The following is a 16,202-nucleotide window of genomic DNA, read 5'->3' as shown; positions in this document are numbered from 1 at the left end:
CATCATTATGGATTAAACTAAAATATTTACATATAATGGGAATTATTTATAAATTTACACTTATGGTTGCAATACAAATAATTATCAATCAATACTTTGCATAACATCTTTCATGATTAAATATTTCAGTGTAAATTATTATTCAAATTTAAATGATATATATATGTACTTAAATTTCATGCGATCCTCATTAGTATACCACTAAGAAATAATATCTCTGATGCTTTGTTAAAAAAAACATTTGATAATAAACTCATTTTAAACCACTTGCAATATATCAGACTGTATAATTGTTTAATATCTGACCATGAAAGAAACATAAATTGATAAATTATTACAACAACAGCTTGTGGTGTTAAATATCTATGAGTAGTTTAACACAGGATTAAGTTAAATCAATTAACAATGAAAAATGCAATTAAAACAATGATTTGAGTTAATTATTATCAGAAACATGAAGTATTACTCTAATAAACTAAATTAAATATTATGAAAACGAAAATCTTAACTTTATTCTCAGTACTGTGGCTTGCAGTATATACCAATGCACAGCAGTCTACATTGCTCGTTTACAACTATTCATCCTATTTCCTGGAGGCGAGAATTGAAGCAAATGGTCTTAATGGCAGTTGTTACCCCAGAGTTTCAAGTAATGATTACAGCAATTATAATCTGACTTTTGATCCCGCAAGTGGAGGAAGTCCTTTTATTGCGGAATTTAGACAATTCAATCAGGGATTGTCGGCTACTCCACCGGTTAGCCAATGGTTGGTGCAAACTTCAGCAACAAATCCCCAAACATGGAGAACTCCCGCTCATCCTTCATTAAATAATGTCAGCGTCATCACAACAGCAACCGACTGGACTGACTGTCTGATGGTTGGGAGAGACGCCAACTTTAATTATGGTGCAGAGCTGGAATTGGGAGATCCTGCTTATGATTCGTGCAACGGAGCTTCAGAAACGTACCAGTTCAGGTCTACTTTAGAGGGAGAATGGTTCACCATTACTTCGGGATCTGCAAAATTTACTATTGTACAGGTTTTTTAAGATTAAAAAAATAAGGCTGATAATCCATCAGCCTTATTATATTGATTATTGCTTTACTTTCTTCGCCATATAATCGCTTTCATTTCCCAAACGGTCTATCGCCTTTATTGCTACCGCATTTAATGTTTTACCATTTTTAAACTTTGGAATATCCTTCGAAAGTGTTTCCAAAGTCAGGATTTCAGTATTCCAAACTCCATCGTATTGTGTAAAAAGAACCCATTGAAATACATTACCAATTTTTTTTGAACTCCAGCTGGTCTGTACAAAACTTCCATTCTCGTTGGTAAACAAAGTAGGCTTTTCTAAAGGAAGTGTTTTAATCCATGGACTTTTTGGAGTTAGTGCTTTTTCCTTATACGGTCCGTTTTTTAGTGTAGGGAGCATACCGGCGTTTTTCGTTAAGCCTGCAATACTCCAATGGATGGTTCCTGTGCTGCTATTTAAAATCTGTCTTGATAATTCTACCTGATTTTTGATCTCGGAAGGACGGTCAGAAGCTTTGATTTCCACTGTATTTAAGCCGGGCCAAAGATGGCGGTTCATGGTATTTTCAGATTTCCACCAGTTCAGCAATGCAGGAAAACTTTGTCCTTTAGATTCAATCGGCCAGTATAACTGCGGCGAAAAATAATCTACCCAGCCATTATTAAGCCATAATTTAGCATCAGCATACAACTCATCATATTGTGATGAACCTACAATTCCTTCGGGATAACCGGGTTTCCATATCCCAAACGGACTGATGCCGAATTTTACATGATTTTTTTCTGCATGAATTTCTTTATAAATTCTTTCTACAAATTTATTGACGTTGTCCCGTCTCCAGTCTGCTCTGTTTAATGTTCCGCCGTTTTTTACATATTCGTTCCAGGAGGTATGATCAGGGAAATCTGCTCCCCGGTTGTACGTTGCATAAGGATAAAAATAATCATCAAAATGCACTGCATCAATATCATATCTTTTTACAATATCTTTTACCACATTAGACACGTGTCCCTGAGTTTTCGGATTGGCAGGATCAAACCAGTACATTCCGTTTTTTAATCTGATGGTTATATCTGAAAGCTTATTGACCATAGACAGATTGGTAACGGCACCTCCGTTAGAATGATGTGCTCTGTAAGGATTCAGCCATACATGAAGTTCCATTCCTCTTTTATGAGATTCTTCAATCCAGAATTGCAAAGGATCATAATTGGGATAAGGCGGCTCACCGGTTTTCCCGGTCAGGAAATATGACCATGGCTCAAGCTCGCTTGTGTACAACGCATCTGCAGAAGGACGAACCTGAAAAATGACAGCATTAAAATTGTTTTCCTGCAGCATATTCAGCATACTGATGGCTTCTCTTTTCTGCTGTTCTACAGATAAATTATTTCTTGAAGGCCAGTTGATATTGGCTACACTTGCAATCCATACTCCACGGAATTCACGGTTGATAGCCGGAAGATCTACTTTTAACTCTTCCTCAACTGCTGCTACAGGAGGAACAGATACCGGATTTGGAATTTTAACCGTCTTGTCTGGTGTTTTTGCGGGTTTTGCTGCAGGCAATTTTTCTCTCACAGCACAAGAAGTAGTGAAAGATGCAAACAGTCCCAAAAGGCATACTAATTTTATATGAGTGATTTTCATTGATCTATAATTCAAACTGATCTGTAATTAAGGATTTCAAGATAATAAAATTCAGAATACAAAAAAAGGATATAACCATTTAGACTCATTAATTATGACAAACAGCATTATTCAAGCCTGTCTGAATATATAAATCCTTCAGTTCCGTCATCAGTTTTTATATGACACCAGTCTTTCCCTGCAGCGAGAATTTTTATGGCTGTTCTACCTGCTAATTTTTTAAGAGTCGTATATTCTGTACCCGGTCCGGATCTTATCACAGATCCCGCTTTGGCAAACTTTGCAGAAAGTATTTTCAACGGCGGAGAAACAGATTCAGGTAATTTAGTCTTTTTTACAAAAGGATAGGGATCTACTGCTCCACCCAAGGTATAAATTCCGAAGTGAAGATGTGGCGAACCTCCGGCTGCATTTCCTGTACTTCCCACTAATCCTAATGTGTCACCCGCTTTTACCCGCTGACCGCTATTTGCAATAATACTGTCTAAATGTGCATAATAGTAAGAATAATTCATTTCCGGATCTCTCATCCAGACCTGCTTCCCGCCTAAGCCCTGATTTCCGGTTCTTGTGACCGTTCCGTTGATTACTGCTGTTACAGGAGTGCCCCTTCGTGCAAAAATATCTATTCCTTCATGACTTCTGCCACCACCGTCACGGCTTGCACCCCAAAAACTCTGAACATCACTGTTCCCTTTTCCTGCCACAGGAAAACTGAGCGAAGGTTGCGTATAGATCTTCAATACAAATGTTCCGGCAAAATTGATTTCCGGCTGCACAATAATTTTATACGATCCTGTATTTTCAATTCTTTTTGTAAATCTCCCTTTACTGATGAGTGCACTTTCTGCTTTTTCTTTAGAATAAACCTTTTTGCTGATATCAACAAAGATCTTTGCATTGGGATCACCGGCAATGGCTTCTACCACTAAAAGCCGTCCCTGCTGAAGTTCCACAGAATAGCCCAACGCAGGAATGCTGATTTCATTGACCTGAACAGAAAATACATCACCATCTTTTACAACAAGCTGATTATCTGCGGCAGATGCAAAATTGCTTTTCCACTGTGTCATAAGACTGTCTGCACCTGAGAAGTTTCGTTCATACTTTATACGTTCTGAAGTTTCAAAAATATTTCTCGCTTTTTTTAATCCGTCACATGATATGAGAAGAATAAAAAGAAGAGAAAGAATGAGTAAGGAGTGGAATATTTTCATACGCTATGTCAGTATATTTTTGGTCAGATTAATTTTATTCTTATCTTTAACATTTAAGGCTAAAACAAGTCAGGAAAGAGATAATCTATGCTGATTGATAAATTTCGCTTCATTAATGATGATTGTCTGCTTTTAATTGTATTAAAATTTTTAACAGAAGTAAACTCAGAATCTATAATGATTCATTGCGGATATTCAACTTAATTAGAAACATTCAATCATCTGAAATGATAAAAACTTTTATGCAAATATTCAGCCGCTAATGATAGGTATGATTAGTAAAACTCCATTCATAAAAAAAGCCCCGGAATTCCGAGGCTTGATTTATATAGGTGTGAAATTTATGCTTTCGCCGTTCTTTCCACTCTTTTTCTTTCTTCTTCAGAAAGAATTTTCTTTCTCATTCTTATGAAATTAGGAGTAACTTCAATTGCTTCATCTGCCTGAATATATTCCATACATTCTTCCAGAGAGAACAAGATTTTTGGTGCAACACCGGTATCTTTATCTTTTCCGGCTGCACGCATATTGTTCAGCTGCTTAGCTTCAACAATGTTTACCACCAAATCTCCCGGCTTGTTCTGTTCACCTATAATCATTCCTGCATAGATTTCCTCACCCGGATCAACGAAAAATTTACCTCTGTCCTGTAGTTTATTGATTGAATATTCAGTAGCAGGACCTTGAGTTTTGCTGATCAATACCCCATTGTTTCTTCCCGGAATTGCTCCTTTGAAAGGCTTGTATTCTGTGAAACGGTGTGCCATAATTGCTTCTCCTGCAGTTGCTGTCAACATCTGAGAACGCAACCCGATCAAACCTCTTGAAGGAATTTCAAACTCCATGTGCTGCATTTCACCTTTTGTTTCCATAATGTGAAGATCACCTTTTCTCTGAGTAGCCAGATCAATAACTCTTGAAGCATATTCTTCAGGTACATCCACTACCAAAGATTCGTAAGGCTCACAGTTTTCACCATCAATTTCTCTCAGGATTACCTGCGGCTGACCGATGGTCATTTCATATCCTTCTCTTCTCATGGTTTCAATTAAAACAGATAAGTGAAGAATACCTCTACCGAATACAAGGAATGTATTGGCATCATCTGTCTGCTGAACTCTCAATGCAAGATTTTTCTCTAATTCTTTGTGTAATCTTTCTTTCAGGTGATTAGAAGTTACATATTTACCGTCTTTACCGAAGAAAGGTGAATTGTTGATAGAGAACGTCATGTTCAACGTAGGCTCATCAATAGCTGTTCTTTCCAACGGTTCAGGGTTTTCAAGATCTACAAAAGAATCTCCGATCTGGAAAGCATCAAAACCTACTACGGCACAGATATCTCCTGCCTGAACTTCAGTTACTTTTTTCTTTCCTAAACCTTCGAAAACGTATAATTCTTTTATTTTTCCTTTTGCAATTTTTCCGTCTGCCTGAGCAAGACCGATCCACTGAGATTCCTTAAGCTCACCTCTTGTCACTTTTCCGATCGCAATTCTTCCCAGGAAAGAAGAATAATCAAGAGAAGTAATCTGCATCTGAAGGTTTCCTTCTTCTATTTTCGGAGCCGGAACATATTGTAAAATACCATCCAGTAATGGCAAAATATCTTCAGTCTGTTCCAGTGATGTGTTGAACCATCCCTGTTTTGAAGAACCGTAGAATGTTGGGAAATCCAGCTGCTCTTCAGTCGCTTCCAGGTTGAAGAATAAATCAAAAACCTGATCGTGAACTTCGTCCGGACGACAGTTTGGCTTATCTACTTTGTTGATTACCACCAATGGTCTTAATCCCAATTCCAAAGCTTTCTGCAATACGAATCTTGTCTGTGGCATTGGTCCTTCGAACGCATCCACCAACAAAATAACTCCGTCTGCCATTTTCAATACTCTCTCTACTTCCCCACCAAAATCGGCGTGACCAGGAGTATCGATTACGTTAATTTTTGTGTCTTTATAAGTAACAGAAATATTTTTTGATAAAATGGTAATTCCTCTTTCTCTTTCAAGATCGTTGTTATCCATTATTAATTCTCCACTTTCCTGATTTTCTCTGAAAATGTTTGTAGCATGAATAATTTTATCAACCAAGGTAGTTTTACCGTGGTCAACGTGTGCGATAATCGCAATATTTCTAATGTTTTGCATGAATGATTTTTACGGGTGCGAAATTAGTGATTTTTAATGAATTAAACATCAACAATGTCTATTATTTAACAAATTAATAATGAAGAAGTTATTCGGAAGAAATAAAAACATGGAAGATTTGTATTCTGAAAATAATCATACAGATTAAATTTTTCACCTTTACTAAAAAAGGTTTAAATCCATTTGGACTTAAACCTTTACTGTTTACTATAACGTATAGTGTACCTTACTGTTTTACAGCGTCTGCTCCTGATGTTTCCCTTCTTTTACTTCTTCTACAAGTTTTGCATTGAATGCCGGTAAATCTTCGGGAGTTCTGCTGGTCACCAAACCACTGTCTACCACTACTTCACTGTCTTCCCATTGGGCTCCTGCATTTTTCAAATCCTGGCTAATGGCTTTTACCGAAGTAAGATTTCTTCCTTCAACCGCACCAGCATTGATGAGAATCTGCGGTCCGTGGCAGATTGCAGCAACCGGTTTATGCTGGCTGAAAAAATCTTTAACAAATGACAAAGCATCTTCATTGGTTCTTAACTGATCAGGATTGATGACACCGCCCGGCAAAACCAGCGCATCATAATCTGATGCCGATGCTTCGCTTAATGTTTTATCTACAGTGTATTCTTTTCCCCAGTTTTTCTCAGACCATGCTTTGATGCTTCCCGATTCCGGACTGATGATGTGGGCAGTCCATCCCTGCTGCTCAATGTGTTCTTTTGGTGATTTCAGTTCGCTTTCTTCAAATCCGTGTGTTGCTAAAATGGCAATTTTTTTTGACATACTATTAAATTTTTTGGTGTTATCTAGTCATAGACTTGAAAAAATAATGCCGTCAGCCAAAATGAAATGCTAAAACTTTGTTAATGCACTGTTAAAGTTAATTCTTGAACTTTTCATTAGTTTCTATAGATTGTCTTTGATTAACCTCAGTTCGAGGATAAGAAATAAATTTAAATAATTGATTTATAGCATCATATTAATTTATTGCAAAGAAAAACAAAAGATTTTTTACTTTTTAAAAGTTTTTAAGCTAAACAAAGGCACTCCGTTTATTGAAAAAAGACAAAAATGGTATTATTTTAATAAGTTAAAGTTTATACTGAGCGTAGTCGAAGTGCTTTTGTATATCTTAAAAGCTGAATTCTTGATAATTGAATCTCTTTGCTTAACGTTGCGTTTAAGAAAACTTATCCCCAACTCAGGTTTGATTAAGTTATTCGTATACTTCTTCAGAACAAATCCAATTAATGTATCAGCAGGTCCTTGAAAATGGAGGAAAAAAGTTACTTACTGATGATTACTTCTGTAATTTATTATAAGCCACTACAGCCATTATTTGTATAGCGATAACGAATACTATTTTGAAAAGAAAAGATTTTTTAGAGATCTTATGTCTGAAAAGGATCATACCCAGAAGCGCACCGATGGTTCCTCCCAGTAATGCTGCAGCTAATAAAGTAGATTCCGAAATTCTTCTCTGACGTTTTACCGCTTTCCTTTTGTCAAATCCAAACAGCCCAAAACTAATGAGACTGATCACAGATACATAATAAATCATAGCTGCAAATATACACAACCTGAAAGAGCCGATTTATTTAAAATGATTTCATAGTATTGATGGTTGCAATGTTAAGCAAAGAAATTAGATTTGCAATTCGTTAACACCGACAATGGCATTACACTTAACAACATTTTTCACCAAAACGGAGACAAAGGTTATTTACAAAGCTCAGAAGTATTATAATATTTGCTTTTTCTGAATTTAGGTTAAATAGCGTGAACTCGAGATAAGAGATATTTTTAACTGACTGATTTTCAAAATAAAATTAATTTATCGCAAGGAAAAACAAAGAAATATTACTTTTTTGAAATGCTTTCAAGCTAAACAATGCCACTTCGTTTATCAAAGTAATACAAGAATTTTGTATTACTTCGATAAGTTATACGCCTTTGTATATCTTAAATCTTTAAAATCATGTGATCAATACTTTTGTTAAGCTTTGCGTTTTATATAATGTTATCCCGAACTCAGGTTAAATAAAAAGATAAGTACATTTGTTATTTTTAAATAAATAGCATGACTATACACGATCTTGCAGGAAACTATTCGATACAGGGAAGCAATCAGGAAGAAAACAGCAGTACCTATCACGGTTTTCTGACTTTACAAGTTGATAAAAACAACCGCATTATTGCCCGATGGATCATTGGTGACCACGTTCAGCATGGCACAGGCTTCTATAAAGATCAGATTCTGGTCATCAATTTCAGCTACGAAGGTGATGACCAGAAAATATATAAAGGAGTTGCGGTTTACCGCTGCCTTAATGCCAATACGCTGGATGGTTTCTGGTCTGAGAAACATGGTGATCCGAGGTTTTTGGGGAGTGAGTATGCGGTGAGGATTAGGGAGTCGGGGTTGTTGAATTGAAAAGTGATTTAAAATGCAATATCTAATTTTAAAGTAGTGCTTATTCAATAGTTTCCAATAACCGAAATCCAATTGTATCATCTAGTTTACTGTCAGAATTTAGAATATTCAGTCTAGCCAAAGCACACTGGTGTTTTTTTAATTCTCCGATTTTTTCAAAACTTTTAAAATCATTCAAATTGTTAGTTTTAGAAGGATATAGTAATATAGATTGTGTACTTCTCCAATATTCATTATATACATACATCTGCCTCAAGTCGTGCGTGGAAGGTTGTGATTGATCAATATTTTTCCACTTGGTATCAATAACTAAAACAACCTCTCCATTTTTCTTCAAAACAATGTCAGGGCGAATCTTAATTCCATTCCAGAATACTTTTGAATCCTGCCCGTACAATTCGATCCCGGCATCGCTTTCCTGCACACTCTGCTTCAATCTTACCAAAACATATTCTTCCCAAAGACTGTTCATATCAAAAAGCAAAGCAAGCATTTTCTCTGAACCGCTTGAAATGTTGGGAGCATAATTCAATATAATCAATCTAGCGATGGATAGTGCTGTTTCGTAAGGTGCAGTTTTTCTCGACTTCAGAATTTTGGAAAAAGTAGTTTTATCAGCTTTTATTACTTTGACTTCCGGAAAATCCAGCTGTACAGTTTTACATTTGCTGTAGAGGTAAGTACCTTTTGAAAGATGTTCAATAATATCTAAAGCCTGTCCTAAAATCTGATGAATCAAATGGTCTTTGTCGTAAACCTGATGCGTGGTGTAGAATCTTTCTTTATGAACCAAATTTTTATTGATATGACCAGCAAACTCCAACTTGCCTTTTAAAGCTTTTACATTTCCAGTTTCTCTGTAGTATTGTTTGATTAAACCTTGATGAATCAACAACTGTACTTCATTTATAAACCATTCAAAATAAATATCCAACAGATGGATGGATTGCCTTGAAACATTCGCCTGACCGACCTGCTGGATTTTTAATTTTTTGGTAACCCGAAGCATTTCGATGAGAACGTCCCGCCATTTGGATTTATGCTCTTCAGATTCATTACGGTCTATCTTTGGAAGAATCTCTATCGTCAAACCATCAACCTGAATGACACCTACAAATTGTTTGAACACTACTCCATTATATTTCAAATCAAAATATTGATAATCGTGCAGAGCATTGAGTTTGGACAACGCCACAAAATGACGTTGTTCAAATCCTTTTTCTCCAATTGGCAAAAAACTGTGTTCAAAAACCTGAATAGAATCTTTTTTTAACATTTCTACGCTAATAATAATTGTAAAGCAAATTCAAAATCAACTTCTTCAAATGGAATAAGTTCATAGGACTTCATGATTTCAATTTCGTTTCTTGTATCAAAATCTGCAAATACACTGTGCTGATTAGCTTTAGAAATTTCTTTTTCTCTTACAAAACCTTTTCCTAAAATCAAGCCTATCTTGCCGCAATCGTTGTAGAAATATTCCTGTAGCAAAGGGATAATTTCGTTTTTGAAGGATGACCTGAAATTATCTTTCAGAAAATAAGAATGTCCCAAAGTATAGTTTTTATCTAAAAGCAGTTCTAGTCTTTGATTAATCTTTTGCATCACATCAACTCTCAGAAAGCTATCCTGAAAAGTTTCATTTGCCACAATATTTGAATTTGGCATCATTTCAACAAAGCTGAACCGTCTTCTCAAAGCTGTATCTAACGCTTCTACACTTCGATCTGCGGTGTTCATTGTACCTATAATGTAGAGATTGGATGGTACTCCGAATTTTGTTTTGCTGTAAGGTAAAGTAACCTGTATTTCTTCTGCATTTCCTAAGCGTTTGCTATCCTCGATTAAGGTAATTAATTCACCGAAAATCTGAGAGATATTGCCACGGTTGATTTCGTCGATGATTAGAACGAAATTCTTATTCTGATGTTTGCTTATAAATTTTTCTTCTCTTTGTTCATAATCTGGCAAACCACAACTCACTTTCATAAATTGAACAATATCACCCATATCCTTTTGAAATGCTCCCGAAGGTCTAGCCTGTTTATTTTGATAGGCATCCTGAATATTTTGTTTGGTAATTGTAAAAGTATACTGGGAGGGAGAATTTAATGACGAGTATTTTAATGATTCTTTTGATGATAATCCATATTCCCACGATCCAATTTTAAGCAGTTTTTCATCTGCAATCTTTTCTTTTACTAATTCAATTAGCTTTTCCCAACTTTCATCAAAATCATCAACAACTATTGCTTCCTTTATTTCTCCAGCATGTTTACATATTTCTTTAAAAATTCCATTTTGAACTTCATAATTTAACTCACCTTCATCTTCATTCATTACAGGTTTTATTCCTTCAATAAAATCTTCATAGCTCATACTTTGATGGAACGTTGTAAAAACAATTTGTCCGGCTTCTACCAATCGATTGTATTCAGCTTTTAAGATTTCTCTGCTTTGATTGACATTAAATTCAGGATTTGCAATGCTTATTGCTTTGTTGATGGTGTTATATGTTTTTCCAGTTCCGGGAGGACCGTAGAGGATTTGGTTGAGAGGTGTTGATATTTTATTAATCATTTCAATAGGTATAATATCATCGTTAGTATCATCAATTGAGTTAAGAACTTGGTAAAGTATATCTTGAGCAAATATTAAATTATTGCTATCAGAAAAACAATCCTTAGTTAAAAATCTATTTTTCAGATTGAGTAATTCTTGATCCTTAACAATGTAATTAGATATTAAATTATCAACTAAGCTGAGATAATGTAAATATTTTTTATTTTTACTTTCTGTCGGTATTCCTAATAAATCACAATAAGATTTATAAAAAGAGCTTTTATATAAAGTATATTTTTCAGGATATTTAAAAGTCAGATAGGTAGAAATTGTACGCTCGTCGTGATGATGATTTAGATTCTCTCCCATCTTTTTATAAATTTCCGAAACTTCATTTTGAAATTCTACGATTCTTTCTTGCAAGAGAATATCTTCATTAAATAGTATTCTAAATGCATTTCTATAATCTTCTGGAAACTCCTTAGAGATATGATTTCTTACAGCAATACCACTATGATAAATTAAATTGTTATAATTTACTGATGTGATTTCTGAAGCGAAATTATCAGCTAATATATCTGGTCGTCCTTTAAAACTGTTTATTAACTTCCATTTATAGATTTCATTTCTATTGTCTTCTAAAACAATGCTTTTATATTTTTTAATTATATTCAGATTAACATCTTCATTAAGTTTGTTTTTAATAGTAAAACCCATTTTTCTTAACGGTGCATTAGTATTATCGCCACCATAAAACCTTTTCTTTTGCCAGTCTTTAATATTGGCTAATCTGGCAGCCCATCTGACAACTTCTTTTGGAGGATAAGCTTTACCTTTATATTCTAAATCATACTTAGTAGAACCTTTTAAATCAACATTATTAGTAATAATATATTCTAAAGCTGTAATAACCTGTTCTTTAGTCAATTGGTTTGGTAGACTTGCCATATATACTATTTCTTTTTAACTTTTAGTTTAATTTGTAGATATTTTTAGATCTTTAATAATTGTTATAGTTTTGTATCCCATTTAACTTGCCACCCCATCAATAAACACCTCCACAAAATCCTGCACTTTCTGAATAATTCTTCTTCCGATATTATTACGTTCAGTAAGCTTTGGCTTTATTTCAAGGAGTTTTAAGGTGTCACTTATCTTGGGTGTTTTGGAAGTAAAAAGAAAATCGTCGATAGCATCTCTGAACTTTTCTTTATTTAAAGATTCTTCGGTTGCTATTTTTTCAAAAGCAAAGTTTTTTTCTTTATTCCAGTATTTTTCAAATTCTTCATTGACGTTATCTCCGTCAGAAATATGTGGCAGGTTTTCTTCAATGAATTTTTCTATCAGTTCTTTTTTACTTCGAAGCTTGGCATCGCCGGAAAGGATATCTCGGATTTCTTTTTTCTTTTTTTCTAATTTATCACCTTTTAGATTTGATTCGGTAAGATTAGCTAAAAGAGATAGGATGTAATTTACATTAATTTCATCACGATGAATAAGTTCTAGCTCAAAATCCACATCATCAAGAATGCTCACTTTTCCATTTCCATTACTCAGTCCTACTCTAACTTCATTCCATAAATCAAGATATTTACCCTTATATCCTTCAAATTCATCTTCATCTATTTCAATCTTATCAAAACTAAAATCTGCAAATGATTTTAATACATTCAGAACACGCATTACCTCACGGAAAGCTTTTATGAATTCTAATTTTTCTTCTTCAGATTTATAAGTACTGACAGTTTGTATTTCAGGTGCAACAACCTTTAGTTTTTCTAATGCATCATTAAAAAGTTCAACATAGTCTTCTATTGGAAGAATAATAATATCTTTAATAGCATTCTTGTTTGAAAAAAGCGTTATTGCATCATCTGTTGCAGACTTCAGATTGCGGAAGCAAACAATATTACCTTGGGATTTACTCTTGTCCAGAATTCTGTTAGTTCTTGAAAATGCCTGAATCAACCCATGATATTTTAAATTTTTATCAACAAATAGTGTATTTAATGTTTTACTGTCAAATCCTGTTAAAAACATATTTACAACTATCAGTAAGTCAATTTCTTTATTTTTAACTCTTTTAGAAACATTATTATAATATTCATAGAAGCTTTGGCTATCTTTTGTAGTGTAATTCATACTGAACATTTCATTATAATGCCCAATATATCCTTCCAAGACTACTCTGTCGTGAGAATCTCCGTAATTAGCTCTTGGCTCAGCAACAAGTACAAAATCATCTTCATCTTCCAATTTAAAATTTCCGGTTGCATTTTTTTCAGGAATGTTAGTTCCATAGCTGAATATCGTTGCTATTTTTAGATTATGCTTTCCCTCTTCTTTTTTCTTTTGAAACAAGTCATAATATTGTTGCAAAACATCAATACTACTTACACAGAACATAGCATTGAACATTCTGTTATTTGTCTTTCGATTATATTGAGAAATAATATAATCTGTTATCTTCTCAATTCTTTGTGGACTCTCTAAAAGTTCCCGGGTATCTATTGCCTCTACATCGGTGTCTATATAATTATTACTGTTTTCTTTTTCTTTATATCGACCAACATATTCTACAGAAAATTTCAAAACATTTCCATCACCAATTGCATCAGTAATTACATACTTGTGTAATGGTTCTTCAAATAACCGATTGGTTGTAGCAGGTTTTCCATCCAATAATCCAACAGAATTAACCTCTGAAATTGGAGTTCCTGTAAAGCCAATCATTTGTGCTTTCTGGAAATGCTTTTTAATGTTTTGGTGGGTTTCTCCAAATTGGCTTCTATGGCATTCATCAAAAATAAAGATTACCTTTTTATTTCTCAGATGCTCAATCTTATTTCCGTGTTTTTCTTTCGTTATAGCAGTATTAAGCTTTTGGAGTGTTGTAACAATTAATTTAGTATTACCCGAAAGCTTTTGAACTAAGTTTTTTGTATTATTTGTTGTATCTACACTTCCTTCTTCAAATGCATTAAATTCAATCTGGGTTTGGTAATCCAGATCTTTTCGGTCAACTACAAAAATTACTTTTTCTACATTAGGAATTTCTTTTAAAATCTGACTTGCTTTAAAAGAAGTTAATGTTTTTCCCGAACCCGTAGTATGCCATATGAAACCATTTTTATTAGTATTCTTTACGCGGTCTACGATTTTTTCAACAGCATAATATTGATAGGGTCTTAAAACCATTAAAACTTTATGAGCTTGATTAAGTACAATATATTTTGTAATCATTTTAGCTAAATGACAAGGCTCTAAGAAAGCTGAAGCAAATTCATCAATTTTGGTTATATTATTATTTTCTTCATCAGACCAGTAAAAGGTTTGTTCAAAGCTTTCACTTATTTGTTGACGGGTATTGATGCTGTTGGCATAATACTTTGTATTTTCTCCATTACTGATAACAAAAATTTGAACGTAGTTAAACAATCCATACCCTGAATTAAATGATTGATGCCTGTATCTGTCAATTTGATTAAAAGCCTCTTTCATTTCCAGACCGCGGCGTTTCAGCTCAATCTGCACCAAAGGTAATCCGTTGATGAGAATGGTTACGTCATATCTGTTTTTAAAATTTCCTTCCTGAGCAATTTGATTCGTTACCTGAAATTGATTCTGGCACCAATGATCCTGACTGATGAATTCAATCCATTCCGAAGTACCGTCATCTTTAAAAAAATGAAAACGGTCACGTAATGTTTTAGCCTTTTCAAAAACATTTCCTTTGGAAAGATGATTGAGGATTTTTTCAAACTCAGAATCTGAGAATGTTTTTTTATTGTGAATCTCGAGCTGATTCTTTAGGTTTTTAATAAGGTCTGCCTCATTACATATCGTAACTTTTTTATGACCTAATTGTTGTAATTGTTCTACTAATTTTTGCTCTAAAATATATTCCGGCTGACTTGACATTTGGTTTTTAATTTGGTTATAAACTTTGTCAAAGCTTCAGAACCCCTGACAAAGTTTTTTTAGTTTTCCCAAATGTAAGAAATAATCCGTGATAACTGCAACTATTTTAGCGCTTTAAACATCTGGTCGATGGCTTTTTTCTTCTGTTCCAAATTGGGATGCACATACAAATTTAAAGTGGTACTGATATTGGAATGTCCCAGTAAAACACTCACTGTTTTATAGTCGCATTTGCTTTCGATACATCGTGTCGCAAAACTGTGCCTCAAACCGTGGAATTTAATATCCGGAATTTCTAGATAACGCATCAGGTTTTTGTAATAGCTTCGGTAAGTTCTGGGTTCTGTGGGTTTAGAATCATTGGTCAGTACATAAAAAGCCGGATTTACAATTTTCTTAAAGGGTTTCAGCATTCTTAGCAAATCTCTGCTCATTGGGATTTCCCGGATGGAATTTTTGGTTTTAGGTGAATCAATCAACAATTCTGTTCTTCTTTCTCCTCCATCAATCACATAAATTCTCTGAATGGTTTTGCGGATGTTGATAATTCCGTTGTCCGTATCAATATCTTCCCAAGTCAGGGCACAGATTTCCCCAATGCGCATTCCCGAACAAAGACAGATATAAACTCCCAGATTTCTAAAAGTAAAATGCTCCTGAATATAGTTCATCACTTTTTTCTGATGCGTTCTGCTTAACACTTCAATGGTGTGAGTTTCGCGAACTGTGGGATACTGCACATCGAAATTGATAAACTCAATCCATTTATTCTTTGCCCCGAACTTCAGCACCATTTTCAAAACAATGAGAATATCTTTGATACTTTTCTGGCTCAATCCCTGCTCCAGTTTTTGAAATACAAACTTCTGTACATCTTCATCTTCAATCTCAGAATAGTCTTTAAATACAGGCAATAAATGGTTTTCCAGCAACAGCACATAAGCCGAAAAGGTTGATTTTTTCACATACAGCTTTTTGTCATTCTTCCATAATTCAGCGATTTCTGCCAATGTTTTCTTTCTTGTCATAATTTTTTTGGTTTAGATTAAAATCCTAAAGTTAGAGCCTTTACCATAAAATCGTCAAGACTGAGAATTAATGAGATAAAAACTCCCTAATGTACTTGGGGAAAATTGAACTTTATGTTTCCTAATTTACGATTTCCGGAGTTTGAAGGGGAATGGGAAATGAAAAAGTTGGGTGATGTGGGAGATGTAAAAATGTGCAGAAGAA

General features: G+C 34.3%; 11 protein-coding genes. 2 read left to right on the top strand and 9 right to left on the bottom strand.

All coding sequences use genetic code 11. The features are described 5' to 3' along the window. Nucleotides 1-489 precede the first annotated feature (489 nt). Nucleotides 490-1,050 carry a hypothetical protein gene (locus FNE73_RS12865; protein WP_143884987.1) on the top strand — a complete coding sequence of 187 codons (561 nt, stop codon included), beginning with the start codon at nucleotides 490-492 and terminating at the stop codon, nucleotides 1,048-1,050. 45 nt (nucleotides 1,051-1,095) lie between these two features. On the opposite strand, the gene FNE73_RS12860 is transcribed toward FNE73_RS12865, so the two are convergent. From FNE73_RS12860 to FNE73_RS12840, 5 genes are all read right to left on the bottom strand, one after another. Next, nucleotides 1,096-2,688: a glycoside hydrolase family 10 protein gene (locus tag FNE73_RS12860; protein WP_143884986.1), complete on the bottom strand. Its 1,593-nt coding sequence runs from the start codon at nucleotides 2,686-2,688 to the stop codon at nucleotides 1,096-1,098. 107 nt (nucleotides 2,689-2,795) lie between these two features. Next, entirely contained in the window at nucleotides 2,796-3,905 is a 1,110-nt protein-coding gene (locus FNE73_RS12855) for a M23 family metallopeptidase (RefSeq protein ID WP_185147343.1), read from the bottom strand. Nucleotides 3,906-4,246: 341 nt separating this feature from the next. After that, nucleotides 4,247-6,052, bottom strand: coding sequence for a translational GTPase TypA (typA, locus tag FNE73_RS12850; RefSeq protein WP_143884985.1), 1,806 nt, complete (start codon nucleotides 6,050-6,052; stop codon nucleotides 4,247-4,249). A 234-nt stretch (nucleotides 6,053-6,286) separates the two neighbouring features. After that, entirely contained in the window at nucleotides 6,287-6,835 is a 549-nt protein-coding gene (locus FNE73_RS12845; protein ID WP_143884984.1) for a type 1 glutamine amidotransferase domain-containing protein, read from the bottom strand. 517 nt (nucleotides 6,836-7,352) lie between these two features. Next, nucleotides 7,353-7,613, bottom strand: a complete 261-nt coding sequence (locus FNE73_RS12840) for a DUF1294 domain-containing protein (protein ID WP_143884983.1) — start codon at nucleotides 7,611-7,613, stop codon at nucleotides 7,353-7,355. A 519-nt stretch (nucleotides 7,614-8,132) separates the two neighbouring features. Between FNE73_RS12840 and FNE73_RS12835 the strand changes: the two genes are divergently transcribed. Continuing rightward, nucleotides 8,133-8,486 carry a hypothetical protein gene (locus FNE73_RS12835; RefSeq protein ID WP_143884982.1) on the top strand — a complete coding sequence of 118 codons (354 nt, stop codon included), beginning with the start codon at nucleotides 8,133-8,135 and terminating at the stop codon, nucleotides 8,484-8,486. Between the two features lie 40 nt (nucleotides 8,487-8,526). Here the strand turns inward: FNE73_RS12835 and FNE73_RS12830 are convergent, their stop codons facing one another. From FNE73_RS12830 to FNE73_RS12815, 4 genes are all read right to left on the bottom strand, one after another. Next, on the bottom strand, nucleotides 8,527-9,762 hold the full coding sequence (locus FNE73_RS12830) for an McrC family protein (protein WP_143884981.1): 1,236 nt from the start codon (nucleotides 9,760-9,762) through the stop codon (nucleotides 8,527-8,529). A gap of 2 nt (nucleotides 9,763-9,764) precedes the next feature. Then, on the bottom strand, nucleotides 9,765-11,996 hold the full coding sequence (locus FNE73_RS12825; protein WP_143884980.1) for an McrB family protein: 2,232 nt from the start codon (nucleotides 11,994-11,996) through the stop codon (nucleotides 9,765-9,767). 81 nt (nucleotides 11,997-12,077) lie between these two features. After that, a complete protein-coding gene (locus tag FNE73_RS12820; RefSeq protein WP_143884979.1) occupies nucleotides 12,078-14,969 on the bottom strand; it encodes a type I restriction endonuclease subunit R in 2,892 nt (963 codons plus the stop codon). Between the two features lie 101 nt (nucleotides 14,970-15,070). Beyond that, the gene (locus FNE73_RS12815) at nucleotides 15,071-15,997 is read right to left on the bottom strand and encodes a tyrosine-type recombinase/integrase (protein ID WP_143884978.1); all 927 of its coding nucleotides are present in this window, start codon (nucleotides 15,995-15,997) and stop codon (nucleotides 15,071-15,073) included. Nucleotides 15,998-16,202: the final 205 nt, after the last annotated feature.

Source organism: Chryseobacterium binzhouense (genome assembly GCF_007474545.1).
GTDB lineage: Bacteria > Bacteroidota > Bacteroidia > Flavobacteriales > Weeksellaceae > Chryseobacterium > Chryseobacterium binzhouense.
The sequence above is the reverse complement of the archived record's forward strand: the minus strand, read 5'-3'. Positions and strand labels throughout refer to the sequence as shown.

Bases quoted from the DNA above. Each gene is read 5' to 3' on its own strand.
- FNE73_RS12845 (WP_143884984.1), bottom strand. From the start codon at position 6,835: ATGTCAAAAAAAATTGCCATTTTAGCAACACACGGATTTGAAGAAAGC.
- FNE73_RS12830 (WP_143884981.1), bottom strand. From the start codon at position 9,762: ATGTTAAAAAAAGATTCTATTCAGGTTTTTGAACACAGTTTTTTGCCA.
- FNE73_RS12855 (WP_185147343.1), bottom strand. From the start codon at position 3,905: ATGAAAATATTCCACTCCTTACTCATTCTTTCTCTTCTTTTTATTCTT.
- FNE73_RS12865 (WP_143884987.1), top strand. From the start codon at position 490: ATGAAAACGAAAATCTTAACTTTATTCTCAGTACTGTGGCTTGCAGTA.
- typA (WP_143884985.1), bottom strand. From the start codon at position 6,052: ATGCAAAACATTAGAAATATTGCGATTATCGCACACGTTGACCACGGT.
- FNE73_RS12820 (WP_143884979.1), bottom strand. From the start codon at position 14,969: ATGTCAAGTCAGCCGGAATATATTTTAGAGCAAAAATTAGTAGAACAA.
- FNE73_RS12860 (WP_143884986.1), bottom strand. From the start codon at position 2,688: ATGAAAATCACTCATATAAAATTAGTATGCCTTTTGGGACTGTTTGCA.
- FNE73_RS12825 (WP_143884980.1), bottom strand. From the start codon at position 11,996: ATGGCAAGTCTACCAAACCAATTGACTAAAGAACAGGTTATTACAGCT.
- FNE73_RS12835 (WP_143884982.1), top strand. From the start codon at position 8,133: ATGACTATACACGATCTTGCAGGAAACTATTCGATACAGGGAAGCAAT.
- FNE73_RS12840 (WP_143884983.1), bottom strand. From the start codon at position 7,613: ATGATTTATTATGTATCTGTGATCAGTCTCATTAGTTTTGGGCTGTTT.
- FNE73_RS12815 (WP_143884978.1), bottom strand. From the start codon at position 15,997: ATGACAAGAAAGAAAACATTGGCAGAAATCGCTGAATTATGGAAGAAT.